This window comes from Microbacterium kunmingense (assembly GCF_023155745.1).
GTDB lineage: Bacteria > Actinomycetota > Actinomycetes > Actinomycetales > Microbacteriaceae > Microbacterium > Microbacterium kunmingense.
In genome coordinates, this window is the sequence record NZ_JAKNUS010000003.1 from 252,650 (window position 1) to 272,597 (window position 19,948).

Annotated in this window: 23 protein-coding genes; 12 read left to right on the plus strand and 11 right to left on the minus strand. The window is 71.7% G+C overall.

What is annotated here, in order from left to right; translation table 11 throughout:
* The first annotated feature begins 18 nt into the window (after positions 1-18).
* Both MA875_RS06175 and MA875_RS06180 read left to right on the plus strand, forming a co-directional pair.
* Positions 19-831 (plus strand): arginase family protein, encoded by an 813-nt coding sequence (locus tag MA875_RS06175; RefSeq protein ID WP_248241084.1) that lies wholly within the window; start codon positions 19-21, stop codon positions 829-831.
* Positions 828-1,253 (plus strand): Fe-S oxidoreductase, encoded by a 426-nt coding sequence (locus MA875_RS06180; RefSeq protein WP_248241086.1) that lies wholly within the window; start codon positions 828-830, stop codon positions 1,251-1,253. The genes MA875_RS06175 and MA875_RS06180 overlap by 4 nt, the downstream gene beginning before the upstream one ends.
* Here the strand turns inward: MA875_RS06180 and MA875_RS06185 are convergent.
* From MA875_RS06185 to MA875_RS06195, 3 genes are read right to left on the minus strand one after another with little or no spacing between them, the layout of a single operon-like run.
* Entirely contained in the window at positions 1,237-1,713 is a 477-nt protein-coding gene (locus tag MA875_RS06185; RefSeq protein WP_248241088.1) for an SIP domain-containing protein, read from the minus strand. The two genes, MA875_RS06180 and MA875_RS06185, sit on opposite strands and share 17 nt — an antisense overlap.
* Positions 1,714-1,746: 33 nt before the next feature.
* The gene (locus MA875_RS06190; RefSeq protein WP_248241090.1) at positions 1,747-2,514 is read right to left on the minus strand and encodes a tyrosine-protein phosphatase; all 768 of its coding nucleotides are present in this window, start codon (positions 2,512-2,514) and stop codon (positions 1,747-1,749) included.
* Complete coding sequence (locus MA875_RS06195) at positions 2,511-2,996, minus strand: carboxymuconolactone decarboxylase family protein (RefSeq protein WP_248241092.1); 486 nt, start codon at positions 2,994-2,996, stop codon at positions 2,511-2,513. The genes MA875_RS06190 and MA875_RS06195 overlap by 4 nt, the downstream gene beginning before the upstream one ends.
* A gap of 50 nt (positions 2,997-3,046) precedes the next feature.
* Between MA875_RS06195 and MA875_RS06200 the strand changes: the two genes are divergently transcribed.
* The 8 genes from MA875_RS06200 (at position 3,047) to MA875_RS06235 (ending at position 10,498) form a co-directional block, all read left to right on the plus strand.
* Positions 3,047-4,006 carry an alpha/beta fold hydrolase gene (locus MA875_RS06200; RefSeq protein WP_248241093.1) on the plus strand — a complete coding sequence of 320 codons (960 nt, stop codon included), beginning with the start codon at positions 3,047-3,049 and terminating at the stop codon, positions 4,004-4,006.
* Positions 4,007-4,138: 132 nt separating this feature from the next.
* Positions 4,139-5,647 carry an ABC transporter substrate-binding protein gene (locus tag MA875_RS06205; RefSeq protein WP_248241094.1) on the plus strand — a complete coding sequence of 503 codons (1,509 nt, stop codon included), beginning with the start codon at positions 4,139-4,141 and terminating at the stop codon, positions 5,645-5,647.
* On the plus strand, positions 5,644-6,594 hold the full coding sequence (locus tag MA875_RS06210) for an ABC transporter permease (RefSeq protein WP_248241095.1): 951 nt from the start codon (positions 5,644-5,646) through the stop codon (positions 6,592-6,594). Before MA875_RS06205 ends, MA875_RS06210 begins: the two co-directional genes overlap by 4 nt.
* The gene (locus MA875_RS06215; RefSeq protein ID WP_248241097.1) at positions 6,591-7,469 is read left to right on the plus strand and encodes an ABC transporter permease; all 879 of its coding nucleotides are present in this window, start codon (positions 6,591-6,593) and stop codon (positions 7,467-7,469) included. The genes MA875_RS06210 and MA875_RS06215 overlap by 4 nt, the downstream gene beginning before the upstream one ends.
* Complete coding sequence (locus MA875_RS06220; protein WP_248241099.1) at positions 7,466-8,257, plus strand: ATP-binding cassette domain-containing protein; 792 nt, start codon at positions 7,466-7,468, stop codon at positions 8,255-8,257. The genes MA875_RS06215 and MA875_RS06220 overlap by 4 nt, the downstream gene beginning before the upstream one ends.
* On the plus strand, positions 8,254-9,078 hold the full coding sequence (locus MA875_RS06225) for an ABC transporter ATP-binding protein (RefSeq protein WP_248241101.1): 825 nt from the start codon (positions 8,254-8,256) through the stop codon (positions 9,076-9,078). Before MA875_RS06220 ends, MA875_RS06225 begins: the two co-directional genes overlap by 4 nt.
* Positions 9,079-9,088: 10 nt before the next feature.
* Positions 9,089-10,141 (plus strand): M4 family metallopeptidase, encoded by a 1,053-nt coding sequence (locus MA875_RS06230; protein WP_248241103.1) that lies wholly within the window; start codon positions 9,089-9,091, stop codon positions 10,139-10,141.
* Positions 10,142-10,174: 33 nt separating this feature from the next.
* Entirely contained in the window at positions 10,175-10,498 is a 324-nt protein-coding gene (locus MA875_RS06235) for a protealysin inhibitor emfourin (protein ID WP_248241104.1), read from the plus strand.
* On the opposite strand, the gene MA875_RS06240 is transcribed toward MA875_RS06235, so the two are convergent.
* From MA875_RS06240 to MA875_RS06250, 3 genes are read right to left on the minus strand one after another with little or no spacing between them, the layout of a single operon-like run.
* A complete protein-coding gene (locus MA875_RS06240; protein WP_248241106.1) occupies positions 10,499-11,113 on the minus strand; it encodes a GNAT family N-acetyltransferase in 615 nt (204 codons plus the stop codon).
* A gap of 9 nt (positions 11,114-11,122) precedes the next feature.
* On the minus strand, positions 11,123-11,821 hold the full coding sequence (locus MA875_RS06245; protein WP_248241109.1) for a uracil-DNA glycosylase: 699 nt from the start codon (positions 11,819-11,821) through the stop codon (positions 11,123-11,125).
* Positions 11,821-12,642, minus strand: coding sequence for an SDR family oxidoreductase (locus tag MA875_RS06250; protein WP_248241110.1), 822 nt, complete (start codon positions 12,640-12,642; stop codon positions 11,821-11,823). The genes MA875_RS06245 and MA875_RS06250 overlap by 1 nt, the downstream gene beginning before the upstream one ends.
* A gap of 159 nt (positions 12,643-12,801) precedes the next feature.
* On the opposite strand from MA875_RS06250, the gene MA875_RS06255 reads away from it, so the two are divergent.
* On the plus strand, positions 12,802-14,124 hold the full coding sequence (locus MA875_RS06255) for a bifunctional o-acetylhomoserine/o-acetylserine sulfhydrylase (protein WP_248241112.1): 1,323 nt from the start codon (positions 12,802-12,804) through the stop codon (positions 14,122-14,124).
* A 216-nt stretch (positions 14,125-14,340) separates the two neighbouring features.
* Here MA875_RS06255 and MA875_RS06260 read toward each other — a convergent pair whose 3' ends face one another.
* The gene (locus MA875_RS06260) at positions 14,341-15,039 is read right to left on the minus strand and encodes an SDR family oxidoreductase (RefSeq protein ID WP_248241114.1); all 699 of its coding nucleotides are present in this window, start codon (positions 15,037-15,039) and stop codon (positions 14,341-14,343) included.
* Between the two features lie 18 nt (positions 15,040-15,057).
* Entirely contained in the window at positions 15,058-16,254 is a 1,197-nt protein-coding gene (locus MA875_RS06265) for a sensor histidine kinase (protein WP_248241115.1), read from the minus strand.
* 79 nt (positions 16,255-16,333) lie between these two features.
* On the opposite strand from MA875_RS06265, the gene metX reads away from it, so the two are divergent.
* A complete protein-coding gene (gene metX, locus MA875_RS06270) occupies positions 16,334-17,542 on the plus strand; it encodes a homoserine O-acetyltransferase MetX (protein ID WP_248241117.1) in 1,209 nt (402 codons plus the stop codon).
* On the opposite strand, the gene MA875_RS06275 is transcribed toward metX, so the two are convergent.
* Genes MA875_RS06275 through MA875_RS06285 form a run of 3 tightly spaced genes read right to left on the minus strand, consistent with a single transcriptional unit; the run spans position 17,539 to position 19,900 of the window.
* A complete protein-coding gene (locus tag MA875_RS06275; protein WP_248241119.1) occupies positions 17,539-18,333 on the minus strand; it encodes an NUDIX domain-containing protein in 795 nt (264 codons plus the stop codon). The genes metX and MA875_RS06275 overlap by 4 nt on opposite strands.
* Complete coding sequence (locus MA875_RS06280) at positions 18,330-18,656, minus strand: thiamine-binding protein (RefSeq protein ID WP_248241121.1); 327 nt, start codon at positions 18,654-18,656, stop codon at positions 18,330-18,332. The genes MA875_RS06275 and MA875_RS06280 overlap by 4 nt, the downstream gene beginning before the upstream one ends.
* Before the next feature lie 23 nt (positions 18,657-18,679).
* The gene (locus tag MA875_RS06285; protein ID WP_248241123.1) at positions 18,680-19,900 is read right to left on the minus strand and encodes a glycosyltransferase 87 family protein; all 1,221 of its coding nucleotides are present in this window, start codon (positions 19,898-19,900) and stop codon (positions 18,680-18,682) included.
* Positions 19,901-19,948: the final 48 nt, after the last annotated feature.

Consider the following 19,948-nt stretch of genomic DNA (forward strand, 5'->3'; position numbering starts at 1 on the left):
CTCCTGGAAGGAGCCGAGGTGGCACGCTTCATCGTCGTCCCGCAATGGCAGGGGTCGTCGTCCTCGCGGGCGATGCGCCTCATCGACGGCGCGCTCGCCATCGCCGGCGATCTCCCGCGCGCGGCGACCACCATCCTCGACGTCCCCGCCGAGGCGGGTGAGGATCTCGGTTCGGGGGTGCGGCGGTTCAGCTCGCTGACCCGGATCGCCGACCTCGTCTCCCGCGCCGTCGCAGACGGGGACGGGCCGGCGGTCGTCGTCGGCGGCGACTGCGGTGTCGCCCTTCCCGCCCTCGCGGCCCTGGACACCTCCGACATCGCCGTCCTGTGGCTCGACGCCCACGCCGACCTCCAGGCACCCGCCACCTCACCGAGCGGAGCCTTCCACGGCATGGTGGTCCGCGCCCTCCTCGGTGAAGCCCCGACGGGCCTCGCGCTCGACCCCCCGCTCCCCGCCGACCGCGTGCTCCTGGCCGGAACCCGCGAGTTCGATCCCGAGGAGGAGGCTTTCGCCCCGGCATCCGGAATCACCCTCCTGGGTGCCGAGGCCTTCGAGAGCCCCGAGGCCGTCGCCGAGGCGGTCGTGGCGACGGGGGCCGCCCGGGTCTACCTGCACGTCGACCTCGACGTGCTCGATCCCGGCGTGATCGGCGGCGTCAGTCATCCGGTGCCCTTCGGCGCGTCGGTCGATCAGGTCGTCGCAACCATCCGCGCGGTCCGCGCCCGCCTCCCGCTGGCCGGTGCCACGCTCACCGAGTTCTCCCCCGCCGCCCCCGAGTCCGCCGTCGACGACCTCGGAACGATCCTGCGCATCATCGGAGCGCTGGCGTGAGCGATGACCGGCCCGATCCCGACCGCCTGCTCCCGGCGTTGCTGCTCGACTCGCCGCTGAGCTACCTGGGATACCTCTACGGATGCCTTCTCGGGCGGGTGTGGGGGACCCTCTGGAGCACCGGCCGCATCGAACGCCGCGGGGGCCTGCTGATCTTCCGCGGCATGCCCGCCTGGAGCTTCGCTCGCGGCGGGGTCTGCGTCGGCGACTGCTTCCTCACGGGGACGGGCATCATCGACGATCGGCTTCTGCGGCACGAAGCCGTGCACAAGCGCCAGTGGCGCCGGTACGGGTTCCTCATGCCGGTGCTGTACCTGCGGGCCGGGCGCGACCCGCTGCGGAACCGTTTCGAGATCGAGGCGGGTCTAGAGGACGGACGCTATCTCCCGCGCAGACCGGAACGCGTCAGCGCGCGGAGCTGAGACCGTAGCGGGCCGGCGTGTGGATGCGCGCCGCATCGATGCCGCGGACCCCGGTGAGGTGCTCGAGGATGTCGGCGGTTGCGAGGTAGCCCCCGAGGAGATGGATGCGGGTGGCGTCGGCGTCGTCGCAGAGCATCTCGTCGGCCCACGCGATGACCGCCCGGGACAGCGCGTGGCCCGAGGCGCAGCCACGACCCGTGCCGGGCGCGCCGCTGCGGCGGGAGCGGTCGAGCCAGGTGAGCACCATCCGGGGCGGCACGACGAGGTCGGTGCGCTCGGAATCATCCGGGATCTCGATGAAGACCCGGCCCGTCGAGCACAGGGGCAGCGTCGCCAGAAGCGCCTCGAGCTCCGTGAGCGAGGTCTCGTCGGCGGCGATCACATGCTGCACCCGCGTGTGACGCGAGGAGCGGCAGGCGGCGGTGCTGTGCTCGGTGTGAGACGCGGGGGAGGTCGACATGGCCCCACCATCATACCTCCGAGGAAGGGTTGCCTAACCTGGGTTGCTCGATGCGGAGGCTATCTCCGGCGCATCGGAACCCTCGTAGACGAGCACCTCCCGAAGGCGCCTCACCTCGTCCTCGGTGAACCCGTGAGCGACGAGGAACCCGGCCGGCGACCCGTGGCGGGCGTCGAGGTCGTCGAGGAACGCGCGCATCACCGGCGCGGGCGACCGGGTCGCGAGCTCCTCGAGATGGACGGCCTCGGGATGCCACTGCTTGAGCCGGGCCACGAGGTCGCGGTTCCGCCACTCGGGCAGGAGCCCCTCGGTTCGGGCGTAATCGGCGATCACGGCGTCGCGGTCCACCCCGGCCGCGGCGAGCGCGACGGCCACGGTGACTCCGGTGCGGTCCTTCCCCACCGTGCAGTGGACGAGGGCCGGCGGATCATCGAGGATCGCGCGGATCGCGCTCACGATCTGGGCCCCCGATTCCTCGGCGAGCGAGCGATACATGTCGGACAGGCTCATGTCCTGGGTGAAGAACGAGGTCACCGAGCCGAGGAAGAGCGGCACATGGGCCGTCGCCACCGGAAGCGACTCCACGCGGCTCGGGGCGTGGGCGACCTCGTCGTCGGCGCGCAGGTCGACGATGGTGCGGATGCCCAGGCGTTCGATCGCCGCGACCCCGTCGTCGTGGAGCTGGGCGAGGTTCCCCGACCGGAAGAGGACGCCGGATCGCGTCCGGCCACGGCCGGCCGGCAGCCCCCCGGTGTCACGGAAATTGACGCTGCCGGGGACGTGCGGGTCACCGGCGGTCATCGTTGGCTCGCCGCGCTGGTGTCTCGCGGCGGAACGGGGTATCGCCCGGCGATCGCGAGGCGGTTGAAGGCGTTGATGGAGATGAGGATCCAGCTGAGGGCGACGTACTCGGCCTCGGTGAGGACACCCCCGACCCGGTCGTAGACCTCGTCGGGAATGCCGTCCTCGTGGATGAAGGTGAACGCCTCGGCAAGCTCCAGACCGGCACGCTCGCGCTCCGTGAACACGCCCGAGTCGCGCCACGTGGCGATCTGGGCGACCGCGTCGGCATCCAGCCCCGCCTTCATGCCCTTCTCCACATGCACGCGCACGCAATAGGCGCAGCCGTTCAGCTGCGAGACGTGGATCTGCACAAGCTCCTTGAGGCGGTCGTCGATCCCCGCGTCGGCGGCGATCGCGCCGACCTGCTTCGCCAGGCCCGCGAGCGAGCTGTAAGCGGGGGGAGCCGACTTCGCCAGGTGTACGCGCTGTTCCGCGGTCATGGCGTCAGCCTACCCGCGCGCCCGGGCACCGGCTGGGGCAGAATGGCCGCGTGACCGAACCCGCCGATGAGTTCTCCTTCCTCGCCGACCAGGCCGCCGATGCCGGACTCGACGGCCCCCTCCCCCACGGTGAGCGCCTGCGCACCGACCTGCCCGACGGCCGGGTGGTGAGCGGCCTCCGCTGGTGGTTCGACTCCCCCGACGAGCGTCCGGTCGTGACCCTCCTCCACGGCGCCGGGCTCAACGCCCACACCTGGGACACGACGGTCATCGCCCTGGGCCTCCCCGCCCTCGCGATCGACCTGCCCGGCCACGGCGACTCGTCGTGGCGCACCGACGCGGCCTACGTCGGACGGATGCTGGCTCCCGACGTCGCGGCGGCGATGACGGCGTGGACCGACCGGCCCCAGGTGCTCGTCGGGCAGTCTCTCGGAGGCCTCACCGCTGCGGCCGTCGCCGCCGCCCGCCCCGAGCTCGTCGAGCGTCTCGTGGTGATCGACATCACCCCCGGCCTCGATCCGAACGCCGGCGCCGCGGAGATCCGCCGGTTCTTCGCCGGCCCGACCGACTGGGCGAGCCGCGACGAGCTCGTCGACCGCGCCATGGCGTTCGGACTCGGTGGCGGGACGCGCGAGAAGGCGGCGCGAGGTGTGTACTTCAACTCCCGCGTCCGGGAAGACGGCCGCGTGGAGTGGAAGCACCACTTCGCCCACCTCGCCGCCGCGGCGGCGCGTTCCTCCGCGGCAGCGGACGACGCGGCGGCGGGCGCAGGGAGCGACGCCGTGGCCGCCGTCCTCGGCGAGGCCGGGTGGGAGGATCTCGCCGCGGTTCGCGCCCCGCTCGAGCTCATCCGCGGCGAGCGCGGCTACGTCACGGATGCCGACGCCGACGTCTTCGGCGAACGCGTCCCCGGAGCATCCGTCCTCACCCTGGCAGGCGGCCACAACCTGCAGGAGGACGCGCCCGTGGCCCTTGCTGCCGAGCTGCGTCGCGCCGCCGGGAAGGGTTAACGCTTCTGTTGCGTTCGGTGTAACGGGTTCGGCAGGGTTCCCGGCGGTTCCCTAGGCTGTATCCGCACCACGGCTCGCTCGGGCGAGCCGGCCGGCATCCCCTCCCCCGGGTGCCGTCCCGAAAGGAATCACATGCTTCGCCGCACGGCCTTCGCCGCCACCGCACTCTTCGCCGCGTCCGCCCTCGTGCTCGCCGGCTGCACCTCCTCCGCCGAACCGGGTCCGACGGGCGCCACGGGCGAGCCGAACCCCGACGCCTCGGTCGCGATCCGCCTGGTGCTCGAGCCCGGAAACCTCGACATCCGTCAGACCACCGGCGCGGCCCTCGACCAGGTCCTCATCGACAACGTCTACCAGGGGCTGGTGTCGCGGACCACCGACCAGGAGATCGTCCCGGCGCTCGCGAGCGACTGGGAGGTCTCGGACGACGGGCTCACCTACACCTTCACCCTCGAGGAGGGCGTCACCTTCCACGACGGGCAGGAGCTCACCGCGCAGGATGTCGTGTGGTCGCTGCAGACCCGGAAGGACACCCCCGAGTGGGCCGAGTCCTCGCGCCTGGCGAACGTGACCTCGATCGCCGCCGACGGGCAGACCATCACCCTCACCCTCGCCGAGCCCGACTCGAGCCTGCTGTGGAACCTCACCGGTCGCGCCGGGATCATCCTGAAGGAGGGCGACACGGTCGACTACCAGACCGCGGCCAACGGCACGGGGCCCTTCGTGCTGGACGAGTGGCAGCAGGGGGCGAGCATCACCCTCGCCCGTTACGACGACTACTGGGGCGACGCCGCGGGCGTCGGCGAAGTGGTCTTCCAGTACATCGCCGAGGACCAAGCCGCGGTGAACGCCGCCGCCGCGGGCGAAGTGGACGTGCTCACCGGGTTCGATCCGAACCTCGCCGAGCAGATCGAACAGAACGGCGACTGGACCGTCGTGCTCGGCACCGCCACCGACAAGAGCGTGCTGGCGATGAACAGCACCGCAGCACCCCTCGATGATCAGCGGGTGCGCCAGGCGATCCGTCAGGCGATCGACCACGACGCCATCGTCGAGGCGGTCGGCGCCGGGCAGACGCTGTACGGCCCCATCCCTGAAGTCGACCCCGGCTACGAAGATCTCAGCGACACCGCCCCCTACGACCCCGAAGCGGCGCGCGCGCTGCTCGAGGAGGCGGGGGTGGACGACCTCGAACTGACCCTCACGATCCCGTCGTTCTACGGCACGACGATCCCGCAGATCCTCGTGTCCAACCTCAACGAGGTCGGCATCACCCTCGAGGTCGACGCGGTCGACTTCGGCGTCTGGGTCAACGACGTCTACACCAACAAGGACTACGAGCTCAGCTACGTCAACCACGCCGAGCCCCGCGACTTCGAGAACTGGGCCAACCCCGACTATTACTTCACCTACGACAACCCCGAGGTGCAGGACCTTTACGAGCAGTCGCTGCGCGCCACGGACGAGGCGGAGGCCGATGCCCTCCTCGCCGAGGCGGCCCGCATCGTCGCCGAGGACGCCGCGGCCGACTGGCTCTATAACTGGGCGGGGGTCAGCGCCGTGGCCACCGGCATCGACGGCATGCCCGCCGACAACGTCAACGCCCGCCTCAACCTCGCAGAGCTGACCAAGAGCGAGTGATCCGGTACGCGCTGACCCGGGGAGCCCTGCTGCTGCTGGGGCTGTTCGTGGCCAGCGCGCTGATCTTCCTCACCCTTCGGGTGCTCCCCGGCGACGTCGCGCAGCAGATCGCCGGCACCAACGGCACCCCCGAGCAGGTCGCCGCGATCCGCGAGAATCTCGGGCTGAACGCGCCGCTGTGGGCGCAGTACACCGACTGGATCGGCGGTGTCTTCCGCGGCGATCTCGGGACGTCTCTCTACACGGGCCTGACGGTGACCGCCGAGCTCGCGGAGAAGGCGCGCGTGACGGTGCCCCTCGGCATCCTCTCCCTCGTCTTCGCCCTCGCCCTCAGCATCCCGCTCGGGGTCCTCTCCGCCCTCCGCCGCGGGAGGGCCGACGGCACAGCGCTGAGCGTGGGCGCGCAGGCCCTCGCCGCGGTCCCCGTGGTGTGGGCGGGCATGATGCTCGTCGTCGTCTTCGCGGTGTGGCTCGGGTGGCTCCCCGCCCAAGGCTTCCCCCGGGGCGGCTGGAGCCAGCCGCTCGACGCGTTCCGCGCCCTCATCCTCCCCGCGCTCACGATCGGGGTCATCGAGGGTGCGATGCTCCTGCGCTTCGTCCGCAGCGCCACCCTCCAGGCGATCGGCCAGGACTACGTCCGCACGGCCGCGGCGAAGGGGCTGACCCGCAACACCGCCCTGATCCGGCACGGCCTCCCCAACGTCGGTCTGTCGGTGATCTCGGTGCTGGGGCTCCAGGTCGCCGGCATCGTCGTGGGCGCCGTGATCATCGAGCAGCTGTTCAGCCTTCCCGGGATCGGACGGATGCTCGTGGCCGACGTCGACGCGAGAGATCTCCCCATGGTGCAGGGCGAACTGCTGATCCTCACCGGCTTCGTGCTGCTCGTGGGCTTCCTCGTCGACATCGTCCACCGCCTCCTCGACCCCCGGCAGCGGGAGGCCGCATGAGCGCGCTCCGCCGGCTGTGGCGGCTGTCGACCGGCCGATTCGGCCTCATCGTCGTCGCCGTGATCCTCGTCACGGCCGCGCTGTCTCTGGTCTGGACCCCCTTCGACCCGCAGCAGGTCGACATTCCGAACCGGTGGGCACCGCCCGGCTGGCCGCACGTGCTCGGCACCGACGGCACGGGTCGCGACATCCTGAGCCTCCTCATCGCCGGCTCGCGCACGACCGTGATCGTCGCCGTCGGCGCAGGCCTCGTCGCCACCGTCATCGGTCTCGCCCTCGCCGCGCTCGGCGCGCTCACCCGCCGCTGGGCGCGGGAAGCGGTCGCGGTGACCGTCGACATCCTCATCGCCTTCCCGGTGCTCCTCATCGCGATGATGATCTCGGCGGTCTGGGGCGGGTCGCTCTGGGTGGTGATCTGGGCCGTCGGCATCGGGTTCGGCGTGAACATCGCCCGCGTGACGCGCCCGGAATTGCGCCGCGTGCTGCAGAGCGACTTCGTGCTCGCCGGCCGGGCCTCGGGTCTCACCCCGGCGCAGAATCTCATCCGCCACCTGCTGCCGAACGTCGCGCCGGTGTTCATCGTCCAACTGTCGTGGGGCATGGCCGTCGCCGTCCTCGCCGAAGCGGGACTGTCGTACCTCGGGTTCGGCGCTCCCCCGACCGAGCCGTCGTGGGGGCTGCTCCTCGCCCAGCTGCAGCAGTACCTCACCGTGTATCCCCTCTCGGTGCTGTGGCCGGGGCTCGCGATCACCTTCACGGTGCTCGGGCTGAACCTGCTGGGCGACGGCATCCGCGACGCCACCGACCCCACCCTGTCCCGCCGGGACGGGTCGGCCCGCCGCGCCCGGACGCACGTGCCGGAGGTCGTCGCATGAGCCTGTCGGTGAAAGACCTCGTCGTCGAGATCGACGGCCGACGCGTCGTCGACGGCATCTCGTTCGAGGTTCCCGACGGCGCCCGGGTGGGCCTCATCGGCGAGTCGGGGTCGGGCAAGTCCCTCACCGCGCTGGCGATCCTCGGGCTCCTCCCCGACGGTGCGACGGCGTCGGGGAGCGTGCAGTGGAACGGCCGCGAGCTCATCGGCCTTCCCGACCGCGACCTGGCCGCACTCCGCGGCGACGAGATCGGCATCGTCTTCCAGGAGCCGCGCACGGCGCTGAACCCCATCCGGACGGTCGGCCGGCAGATCGCCGAGTCGGTGCGGATCCACGAGGGCGTGAGCCGGAAGGATGCCGCGGCCCGCGCCGTCGCCGAGGCGGCGCGCGTCGCCCTGCCCGACCCCGACGGGATCGTCAGGCGCTACCCGCATCAGCTCTCCGGAGGGCAGCGTCAGCGGGTCGCGATCGCGATGGCCCTCGCGTGCCGGCCGCGCCTGCTCATCGCCGACGAGCCGACCACGGCGCTGGACGTCACGATCCAGGCCGAGATCCTCGAGCTGCTGCGCACCCTCGTCACCGATGACGGGATGTCGCTGATCTTCATCACCCACGACCTCGCCGTGCTCTCTCAGGTCGCGACCCACGCGGTCGTGCTCGAGGACGGGAGGATCGTCGAGGCCGGCGCCGTCGCCACACTGCTCGGACATCCCTCCTCCCCCGTCACGCAGGGACTCCTGCGCGATGCCACAGCGACGCTGTGGCGCCCCGAGGGGAGGACGCTGTGAACGACGTCCTCGTGAGCGCCCGCCGCCTCACCCGCCGCCATGCGCTGCCGAAGACCACGCTGTTCGAGCGTCGCCGGTACACCACCGCCCTCGAGGACGCCGACATCGATGTCCGGGCGGGGAGCACCCTCGGCATCATCGGCGAGTCGGGGTCGGGGAAGTCCACCCTCGTCCGCCTCCTCCTCGGGCTCGATGCGCCCACCTCCGGCACCGTCGAGGTCGACGGGCGCGTCGTCGACGCCACCGCGTCCGCGCGCTCACTCCACTGGCTCCGGCGGCTGACCGGCGTGGTGTTCCAGGACCCGTACGCCTCGCTGGATCCGCGGATGAACGTCGGGCGGATCGTGGGAGAGCCGCTCTGGGCCCTCGGCATCGAGGGCGACCGGCGTGCACGGGTGCGGGAGGTGCTCACCCAGGTGGGGCTCGAGGCCGAGATGGCCGACCGCTTCCCCCACGAGTTCTCCGGCGGCCAGCGGCAGCGGATCGCCCTGGCCCGCGCGCTCGTGCACCGGCCGCGCCTGCTCATCGGCGACGAGCCGCTCTCGGCGCTCGATGTCACCGTGCGCGCGCAGATCCTCGCGCTCCTGGCCGACCTCCGGCGCGCGGAGGACCTCACCCTCGTGATGGTGTCCCACGACATCGGCGTGGTGCAGAGCATCTGCGACGAGGTGGTGGTCATGAAGGACGGCAGGATCGTCGAGGAGGGCCCGACCGAGAAGGTGCTCCAGCAGCCGCAGGTCGCCTACACCCGGCGACTCCTGGCCTCCGTGCCCACGATCGATCCCCCTTCCGGTCGCCCCGACGTCGGAGGGGGCCGCTAGCGTGGTCGCCATGCGCGCGATCATCCCTCCGTACCTGCTCGCCCGGATCGCTTCGGTGCAGGAGCCGACCTTCGCCCACGCGGCCGCGGCGGCGCGTGCCACCCTCCAGGCGACTCCGCCCTACCGCGTGACGCGGAGCAGGCTGCGGCTGTCGATCGGTGACGACGGCACGATCACGGCGGAGGCCGCGCCGGCGCCGGATCGCACGATCTCGGATGCCGCGGGGCGGGAGGTGCTTCCCGGCCGGCGGGTGCGCGGGGAGGACGACCCCGCCACCGGGGATGCCGCCGTGGACGAGGCGTTCGACGGCCTCGGCATCACCTTCGACGCCTTCTGGGATGCCTTCGGCCGGAACAGCATCGACGACGCCGGCGGGCAGTTGCTGGCGACCGTGCACTTCGGCCGCGACTACGACAACGCATTCTGGAACGGCGAGCGCATGGTCTTCGGCGACGGCGACGGCGAGGTGTTCTCCGGGTTCACCGGCTCGCTCACCGTCATCGCCCACGAGCTCGCCCACGGGGTGATCGAAGCCGCTGGGGGGCGGGAGTACCAGGACCAGTCCGGCGCCCTGAACGAATCGGTCGCCGACGTGTTGGGGGTGCTGGTCGAGCAGCAGCATCTCGGCCAGACCGCCGACGAGGCGAGCTGGCTGGTCGGCGAGGGCATCTTCACCCCCGCGGTGCAGGGGCGGGCGCTCCGGTCGTTGGCGGCGCCGGGAACCGCGTACGACGACGACATCCTCGGCCGCGATCCGCAGCCGGGGCACATGGACGACTACGTCGTGACCGCAGATGACAACGGCGGCGTGCACATCAACTCCGGCATCCCCAACCGGGCGTTCCACCTGTTCGCCACGGCGCTCGGCGGGTACGCCTGGGAACGCGCGGGCCGGGTCTGGTACCTCACCCTGACCTCGGGCACGCTGTCGCCCACCGCGGACTTCTCCTCGTTCGCCTCGGCCACGGTCGCCGCCGCGGAGTCGGAGTACGGTGGATCATCCGGAGAAGCAGCGGCCGTGCGCGCCGCCTGGGCGGATGTCGGCGTCGACCTCGCCCGGTGAGGCGCCGCGGCCCCGAGAGCATCGTGGACGGGGATGGCCGATCAGAAGGACGTGGACGATCGCGGCGACGAGGCGATCGTGGTGATCATGGTGGAACGCACCGGCGGGATCACCGGCATCCCCCGGCGATGGCGCGCCGAGGCCGAGGGTGATGACGCGTCATCCTGGATCCCCCTCATCGATGCATGCCCCTGGGACGGCGCCAGGCGCCCGACGCGGGGCGCCGACCGGTTCCGCTGGCGCGTGCACGCCACCGCTCACGGCGCCGATCGGGAAGCCGAGTTCGGCGATGCGGAGCTGGAGGGTGCCTGGCAGACCCTCGTCGAGCGCGTGCGCCAGCACGGTCGCCCCGGGTGATCAGCGCCCGAAGAGGGCTCTGCGCTTCTTGACCGGCTTGAGCGACTTCTGCAGGTAGACCGTTCCCAGCCACCGCCCGAATTTGAAGCCGACCCGTCCCATGCGGCCGACCTCTTCGAAGCCGAGCTTCTCGTGGAGGGCGATCGACGCTTCGGCCCCCTTGTCGCTGATGACGGCCACCATCTCGCGGATCCCCGCCTGTTCGCACGCCGTGATGAGTGCCTCCAGGAGCGCCCGCCCGAGTCCCTTCCCCGTCGCCGCCTGACCGAGGTAGATGGAGTTCTCCACCGAGTACCGGTAGGCGGATTTGCTCGACATCGGCTGGACGTAGGCGTACCCAAGCACCTGCCCGGAGGGCGATTGCGCGACGAGGAAGGGCAGACCCAGCTTCTTCAGGTGCGCCACCTTGTCACGCCACTGCGCGATCGTCCACTTCTTCTCATCGAAGGTCACGACCGAGTTGGTGACGTAGTAGTTGTAGATCTCGCGGATGTCGGGGATGTCGCCGTCGACGACGGGGCGGATCTCGAACGAGAAGGGACGCTCCGGCTCGGGTCGGCGGCGAAGGTGACGGGGAAGGCGGCGCCTCGCCGTCTCGTACTCCTCCTCCAGCATGGCGACAGCCTACGCGGCGGGGGGCAGACGCCAGTCCACCGGCGCTGCGCCCTGCGCGGCGAGCATCTCGTTCGCGCGCGAGAACGGTCGAGAACCGAAGAATCCCCGGCTGGCGGAGAGGGGCGAGGGATGCGCCGAGGCGATCACCGCGGTGTCGCCGAGGAGGGGACGCAGGGTCGCGGCATCCCTCCCCCAGAGGATCGCGACGAGCGGCCGGCCGCGGGCGGCGAGCACCCCGATGGCGTGCTCGGTGACCCGCTCCCACCCCCACCCGCGATGGGAGCCGGGTTCCCCGGGGCGGACCGTGAGCACTCGGTTGAGCAGCATGACCCCCTGGTCGCTCCACGCCGACAGATCGCCGTGCGCGACGGGCTCGATCCCGAGGTCGTCGCGCAGCTCGCGGTAGATGTTCGCCAGGCTCCGCGGCAGCGGCCGCACCCGAGGATCGACGGCGAAGGAGAGCCCGATCGGATGCCCCGGGGTGGGGTACGGGTCCTGACCGACGATGAGCACCTTCACCTCGTCGAGTGGACGGGCGAAGGCGCGGAGCACGCGGTCGCCGGCGGGGAGGTACCGGCCTCCGGCGGCGGTCTCGGCCCGCAGCCGCTCGCCGAGCGCGGCGATGTCGGGGGCGACGGGAGCGAGGGCGGCAGCCCACGCGGCATCCAGGAATCCTTCCCCGGCGAGGTCGTCGAGCGATCGTGCCATCATCCGGCGGTGCGCACGTGCAGCGGCCCGCGGGCCAGGAGGTGCTGCGCCGACTGCGCGACCGGTCGCATCGTGACGAGATCGAGGTTCACATGCCCCGGGGCCGACAGGGCGTAGCCGATCACGTCGGCGACGTCGTCGGCGGTGAGGGGCGCTTCGACGTCCTCGTACACGCGGTCGGCGGCCGCGCGGTCTCCCCCGAGACGGTTCAGGGTGAACTCCTCGGTCTGCACCATCCCCGGCGCGATCTCGATGACCCGGATCGGCTCGCCGTTCAGCTCCAGGCGCAGCGCGTGGGCGATCATCGCCTGCCCCGCCTTGGCCGCGTTGTACCCGGCACCGCCGGCGTAGGCGATCTGCGCCGCCGTCGAGGTGACGAAGACCACGTCGGCGTGCGCTGCGCGGTCGGCCGCGGCGCGACGCAGCAGCGGCAGGAGTGCGGCGGTGAGCCGCTGGGTGGCGAGCACGTTGACCTCGAACATCCACTGCCAGTCCTCGGCGTCACCGTCTTCGACACGGTCGGTGCCGCGGGCCCCTCCCGCGACGTTCACCAGCGCGTCGACCGGCCCGGTCTCCGCCAGCCACTGCGCGAGCGCGTCGACATCGGCGGCCGCGGTGAGATCGGCGGCGAACGCCACGACGCCGATCTCGTTCTCGAGGGCGGCGAGACGCTCCGCCCGACGGGCCACCGCCACGACGTCCCAGCCCAGGGCCCGCAGCTTCCGGGCCGTCGCTTCGCCGATCCCCGAGCTCGCTCCGGTGACCACGGCGCGCCTGGCGGCCGGTCGATCTGCAGCATCCGTCGTCGAGGCATCGGTCATACTCCTCACGCTACAAGCCGCGCCCGGTCCCGGGCGCACGGCCCGCAGATGCCTGCATTACGTCACATTTCCCCGGCATTGTCGGCCTGAGGGGCCTTCCGTACCCTCGAAGAGGTCGCGGAACCCGCCGCGGCACCCATCGACCGGTAGGAGCAGCCCATGTCCGCACCCGAGAACTGGCGTTTCGAGACCAAGCAGATCCACTCGGGCGCTCAGCCCGACCCGGTGACGAAGGCTCGCGCCACGCCCATCTACCAGACCACGTCGTACGTGTTCGACAACACCGACCACGCCGCGAACCTCTTCGCGCTGGCGGAGTTCGGCAACATCTACACCCGCATCCAGAACCCCACGCAGGATGTCGTCGAGCAGCGCATCGCCGCGCTCGAGGGCGGCACCGGCGCGCTGCTGGTCTCCAGCGGTCAGGCGGCAGAGACCTTCGCGATCCTCAACCTCGCCGAGGCCGGCGACCACTTCGTCTCGTCGAGCTCGATCTACGGCGGCACCTACAACCTCTTCAAGTACACCCTCGCCAAGCTCGGCATCGAGGTGACCTTCGTCGAGAACCAGGACGACGCTGAAGAGTGGCGCCGCGCGGTGCGGCCGAACACCAAGGCGTTCTTCGCCGAGACGATCGGCAACCCCAAGATCAACGTGCTCGACATCCGCACCGTCGCCGACGTGGCGCACGAGGCCGGTGTCCCGCTGATCGTCGACAACACCATCGCCACCCCGTACCTCATCCGTCCGTTCGAGCACGGCGCCGACATCGTGCTGCACTCGGCGACGAAGTTCCTCGGCGGCCACGGCACCGTCATCGGCGGCGTGATCGTCGACGGCGGCACGTTCGAGTGGTCGAAGAACGTCGACCGGTTCCCGGCGTTCACCGAGCCCGACCCGTCGTACCACGGCGCGAGCTACACCGCGGCGGTCGGCGACGGCCTGGCCTACATCATCAAGGCGCGCGTCCAGCTGCTGCGCGACCTCGGGTCATCCATCTCCCCGAACAGCGCGTGGCTGCTGCTGCAGGGCATCGAGACGCTGTCGCTGCGCATCGAGCGTCACGTGCAGAACGCCCAGGAGATCGCGGAATGGCTGGAGAACCAGTCCGACGTGGCCTCGGTGAACTACTCGGGTCTTCCCACCTCGCCCTGGTACGCCGCGGCGAACCGCTACGCCCCCAAGGGCGTCGGCGCCGTGCTGTCGTTCGAGCTGAAGGGCGGTGTGGATGCCGGCCGCGAGTTCGTCAACTCGCTGACCCTCTTCAGCCACCTGGCCAACATCGGCGACGTCCGCTCGCTCGTCATCCACCCCGCATCCACCACCCACTCGCAGCTGACCCCCGAGCAGCAGCTCACCGCCGGGGTGACCCCCGGCCTCGTGCGGCTGTCGGTGGGCATCGAGAACGTCGACGACCTCAAGGCCGACCTCGAGCAGGCTCTCGCCGCCGCGCGCCGCGTCTTGGAGGCCGCCCGCGCCTGACCTGTGTCGCCTCGGCGCCCCGCGAGCGGTTTCATCGCTCGCGGGGCGTCGTGCGTTTCCCTCCCGCCTCCTTTCCTCCTTCACGAGGAGATCCGCACCCACGCGGACCATTCCGCGCTCTTTCGTCCTCACCAACGCGGAAATCCTCGTGAGCGACGGTGATGCGGCACGACGAGCGCACCGCGCAGGCGCCCGCGCGGGCCGGACCCGCCCGCGTCAGACCTTCATGCGCGGGCGCACGCGCGCGAGCCCGCCGTCCACGGCGAGGACCTGGCCGGTGATCCAGTCGTTCGCGGGATCCAGGAGGAACGCCACGGCCCGCGCCACGTCCTCGGGCGCCCCGAGGCGCCCGAGCGCGTGCATGGCCTCCGACACCTTCCGCGCCCCTTCGGTCTCGGTGAGCGATGCGGTCAGAGATGTCTGAGTGAGCCCCGGCGCGACGGCGTTCACGCGCAGGTTCCGTGGCGCGTAGGTCGCGGCGGCGGAGAGCGCGAGTCCGATGACCCCCGATTTCGCGGCGGCGATGGCCTCGTGATTGGCCGTTCCATGCATGGCCGCCGCGGATGACACGAGCACGACCGATCCGCCGCGCTTGAGGTGCTTGCCCGCGCCCCGCACGGTCGCGAACGCGGTGGTGAGGGACGCGGCGATCACCTCGTCGTACTCCTCCGCCGTCGTCAGGTGCGCGGGCTTCAGCAGCAGCGACCCGGCGAAGCACGCCACGCCGTCGAGCTCGCCCGCCGCGGCGAAGACGTCGTCGACCGCGGCGAAGTCTGTGGCGTCCACCACGTGGTCGGGGGTGATGGTGCTCTCGCCGCGGGCGGTCGTGACGACCTCGTGCCCGCTGTCGCGGAGGATCTTCGCGGTGGCCTGACCGATGCCGCTCGAAGCGGCGATGAGAAGGAAGCGCGCCATGCTCCCATCATCGTGCGCTCAGAGGGCGACGGGCTCGAATCGGCGAGATCCGGGAAGGGCCACCCAGATCCGGGCCCCGCCGAGCGGAGAATCGCTGATCCCGATCTGTCCCCCGTGCGCCTCGACGATCCGGCGACAGGTGGCAAGACCGAGCCCCAGCCCCGGGGCGGTGACGTTCTGGCCGCGCTCCATCAGGCCGAACACACGTTCCCGATCCGCCACGGGGACGCCGGGGCCGTTGTCGTCCACGGTCAGCCGCATGCCCGAGGCCGAGCGCTCCACGCGCACCTCGACCCGCGGTCGCGTGCCCGACGCGGCGGCGAACTTCACCGCGTTGGCGACGAGGTTCTCCACGAGCACCCGCAGCATGGTCCGGTCGCCCTCGAGGTCCGCGTCGGCCGACACCGCGACGTGCGCGCCGGTCTCGCCGAGCGCCGCATGGAGGTCGTCCTGGATCTCCTCGAGCAGATCCGCGACATCCACCCTCACCGGCGTCGGCGGCACCCCGCCGATGCGCGCGAAGGCGAGGAGGTCGTCCAGCATGGTCGACATGCGATCGGCCGCGGCCTCGGCGCGCTCGATGGCCCGCGCCGCGACCGGTGCGTCGGCGAGCTCGGGTGCGTCGACGGCCAGCTCGAGGAACCCGCTGATCGCGGTCAGGGGGTTTCGGAGGTCATGACTGACCTGGCGCGCGAAGCCCTCGAGCGCCTCGTTCGATCGTTGCAGCTCTCGCGCGAGGCGCCGCAGCTCCAGCACATCGACCACCTGGTGGGCCAGCACGTCCAGGGCTGCGCCCTGCTCATCGGTGAGCTCGCGCGGGTCGTCGTCGAAGACGCAGAGCGTTCCGATGGGCACACCGCCCGGGGTGACCAGGGGGCTCGAGGCATAGAAGCGGATGCGGGCGATGTCGCCGGTCACGAAGGGGTTCCGGGCGAACCGCTCGTCGCGACGGGCATCGCTGACGACGACCCGATCGGCGTCCTCGAACACGACCGCGCACATCGAATCCTCGCGCGTGCACACGGAGGGGGCGATGCCGACGGTGGCGATCTGGTGCTGATGCCGATCGTCGATGATGTTGATCACCGCGGTCGGCACACCCGAGATGGTCGCCGCGAGGTGCACCAGTCCCTCGAGGTCGGGCTCGGGGGGTTCACCGACCACGCCGTACTGCGCGATGACCTCTCGGCGCGTGGCGTCCTGTGCTGTGTTCACGTCCGTCCCCCCGGCCCCCACAATAGCCGGGGCCGTAACACAGCGCGGGGCGCCGCGACCAGCGGCGAGAATGGCAGACATGGACTGGCAGACCTCCGAAGACACCGTGCCCAGCGCACCGGTGACGGAGGCCGATGCCCGGCTCCTCCTCGGGCGTCCGCCGGTCACCGGCGCATGGCGCGACGGCGACCCCGTGGGGGCGCGTCAGTTCGCCGCTTTCGGGGCGTTCCGCACCGAAGGCGGACGCGAGCTCCCCGGCATCCGCCTCGCGTTCGAGACATGGGGTGAGCTCGCTCCATCACGCGACAACGCCGTGCTCATCCTGCACGCCCTCACCGGCGACAGCCATGTGACCGGCGAGGCCGGGCCCGGGCACCCCACCGACGGATGGTGGGACGACATCGTCGGCCCGGGGAAGCCCATCGACACGGATCGCTGGTTCGTCATCGCACCGAACATGCTGGGCGGATGCCAGGGCTCGACCGGCCCCGCGAGCATCGCGCCCGACGGCTACGAGTGGGCGTCGCGGTTCCCCTACCTCACCGTCCGCGACCAGGTCGCCGCCCAGGTGCGGCTTGCCGACACGCTGGGCATCGACAGCTGGGCCGCCGTGATCGGCGGCTCGATGGGCGGGATGCACGCGCTGGAATGGGCCGTCTCGCACCCCGAACGGGTGGAGCGGATGGCGGTGCTGTCGGCCCCGCCCGTGACGACCGCCGACCAGGTGGCCCTGAACTCCGTGCAGCTCGAGGCGATCCGCATCGATCCGCGGTTCCAGGGCGGGGAGTACTACGACGCCGGCGACGGCGACGGGCCGCACCGGGGGCTCGCGCTCGCGCGACGCATGGCGCTGCTGAACTACCGGTCGCCCACGGAGCTGAATCAGCGCTTCCAGCGGTCGTGGCAGTCGGGGGTGAGCCCCCTGGGTCACGGCGGGCGCTTCGCGGTGGAGAGCTACCTCGACTTCCACGGCAACAAGTTCACGCGCCGCTTCGACGCGAACAGCTACCTGACCCTCGTCGAGGCGATGAACTCCCACGACATCGGGCGCGATCGCGGCGGGGTCGAGAGCGCCCTGGAGCGGGTGACGGCGCGCGCGCTCGTGCTCGGCATCGACAGCGACCGGCTCTTCCCCGTCGACGGGCAGCACCGGATCGCCCGGGGGCTCCGCCACAACATCGACGGCGACCGCGCGGTCGAGCTCGTCAGCGACTTCGGCCACGACGGCTTCCTCATCGAGACGGGGCCGGTCGGCCATCACCTGACCCGGCTGCTCGCCGCCGCCTAGCGCCGCAGGTACCGCCAGGGGAGACGTCCGATCTCCAGACGATGGCGCGCGTCGCCCGACGCCGGCGCGAGGTATTCCGCATCCTCCTCCCACAGGAGGACGGAGCCGTCGGGCCCGGTCCGCGCCACGGTGTCGTACCGGCGGATCCCCGCCATCCGGGTCGACGCCACGGCGTGCTCGACGCTCGTCGCGTCTGCCAGGTCGTGGAGGGTCACCCAGGTCGGCGGGTAGAGCACGAGTTCGCCGCGGCCGTGGGAGGCGAGCGCCTCGACGGGGCGGATCCACTGCGCGCGGACGACCTCCTCGGGCGCGAGGACCAGGTCGTCGACTCCGGAGGCGTGGTCTCCGGAGATCTCCGCGAGGAAGAACCACGTGCGGATCCGAAGGGGAAGGCCGGGCGGCGGATCCCACCGCGAAAGGGTCGTGAGCGCCGCCGCCTCGACGTCCAGGCCGGTCTCCTCCCGCGTCTCGCGCGCCGCCGCGCGCCGCGCCGCCGCCTCTTCACCGGCACTCCCCGCGCCCTCGGCATCACTCGGCTCGAGCTTTCCGCCCGGAAACACCCACGCGCCGGCGAACGACCCGCGGCTCGGCCGCTCGAGGAGGAGCGCCTCGATGCCCGACGGCGCGTCGCGCAGCAGCACCGCGGTTCCGGCGACGGGCACCGCGGGGTCGTCCCGGTCTTCCGCGACGCGGGAACGCGACGACCCGGCCGCATCGGCCAGAACCCGCGCGAGCCTGTCGGCCGCGGACTCCGGCAGGGCCCCGGGCTCCCCCGGGGTCGACGTGCTCACACCTCGGCCGACGGTTCGACCCCGTCGACGATCGCGCGCTCGAGGCGTTCGATCTTGGCGTCGATCTCGCCGGTGCGCCCGGGACGGATGTCGGCCTTGAGGACCAGCGAGACCCGCGAGCCGAACGGGAGCACAGCCTCGGTCGCGCGCTTGACGACATCCATCACCTCGTCCCACTCCCCCTCGATCTCGGTGAACATCGACGTGGTGCGATGCGGCAGACCAGAGCTGCGCACCACGCGCACGGCGGCGGCGACAGCGTCGTGGACGGAGCCGTCGGAGCGGCCGGTGCCGCTCGGGGCGACGGAGAAGGCGACGAGCATGGGGGTTCCTCTCGGTGGGCGGATCAGGTCAGGGCGTCGGCGACGGCCGGTGCCGGCGCGCGCCGGGGGGTGCGCGCGAGCAGGGCGACGCTCCAGACCAGGAGCGCCACGAGCAGGAGGTTTCGGAGGGTGAGCGCGCCGACCGCGATGGGGTCGCCGCCGAGCACCCGGCCGTACCAGAGCGGGTAGACCAGGTGCGTGAGGGCCGCCGTCACGAGCCCGAGGCAGGCCGGCGACCACCATCGCTCGCGGTCGAGCACGAGCCCGACCACGAGCGGGGCGATGATCCAGGTGAGGTACTGGGGCGAGCCGACCTTGTTCGTGACGATGAAGACCAGCACCAGACTGAGCGCGAGGGCGGGGAAGACCCGGAGGAACGGGATGCCGCGGCGCACCCGCACCGCGCCGACGAGCGTCACCACGGCGACGGCCGCGACGAGCACCGGGGTCATCGCGTCGCTGACGGCTGAGACGCCGGGCCCGGCGACCTGCCAGGTGAGGATCTCGTCGTCGTAGTACACGCGGGAATCGGCGGCCCCCAGCGCCGCACGCCAGAGCCAGAAGGCGCTGACCGGGGCTTCGATCTGCAGCCCGCGCTCGGTCTGGTCGGACACGAATCCGAACAGGTGCGCGGCGCCGCCGACGGCGACCACCACGGCGACGACGATCGTCGACAGCGCGGCCGCGCCCCCGAGGAGCGCCAGGCGGCGGCGGGTCGCCACGACCGCCGCGAGAAGGAGCGCTGCCGGCCAGACCTTGATCCACGTGGCTGCGGCGAGAAGGAGCGCCGCGACCCACGGTCGGGAGAGGAGCCACAGGCACCCGGCGACGGCCACGGGGACGGTGATCGCGTCGAGCCGGTACATCCCCACGGGCCCGAGCGCCAGGATGAACACCAGCCAGAACCACGCCGCCACCGCGCGACCCTGGGACCGGCCCCGGCCGATCAGGAGCGCGAAGGCCGCGGCGTCGACGGCGGTGACGACGACGGCCCATGCGATGACGTACCAGCCGAAGAGGGGCGCGAGGGCGTGGGTGAGCAGGAGGGGGACAAGCGCGAGGGCCGGGTACACCCAGTTCTCGGTGATCCCGACGACGCCGAACCCCGTCACCGCACGGGCGGACCAGGGCTCGTACACCATGTACACATCGCCCATCGGCTGGTTGGGCTCGACGAAGCCGAGGACCGCCACGGCGCCGTGCACCAGCACGAACGCGACCCACAGCACCGCCCGCTTCGACACGCGCCCATCCTAGGCGCGCCGCTGTGCCGCACCCTCGACGACGGCCCT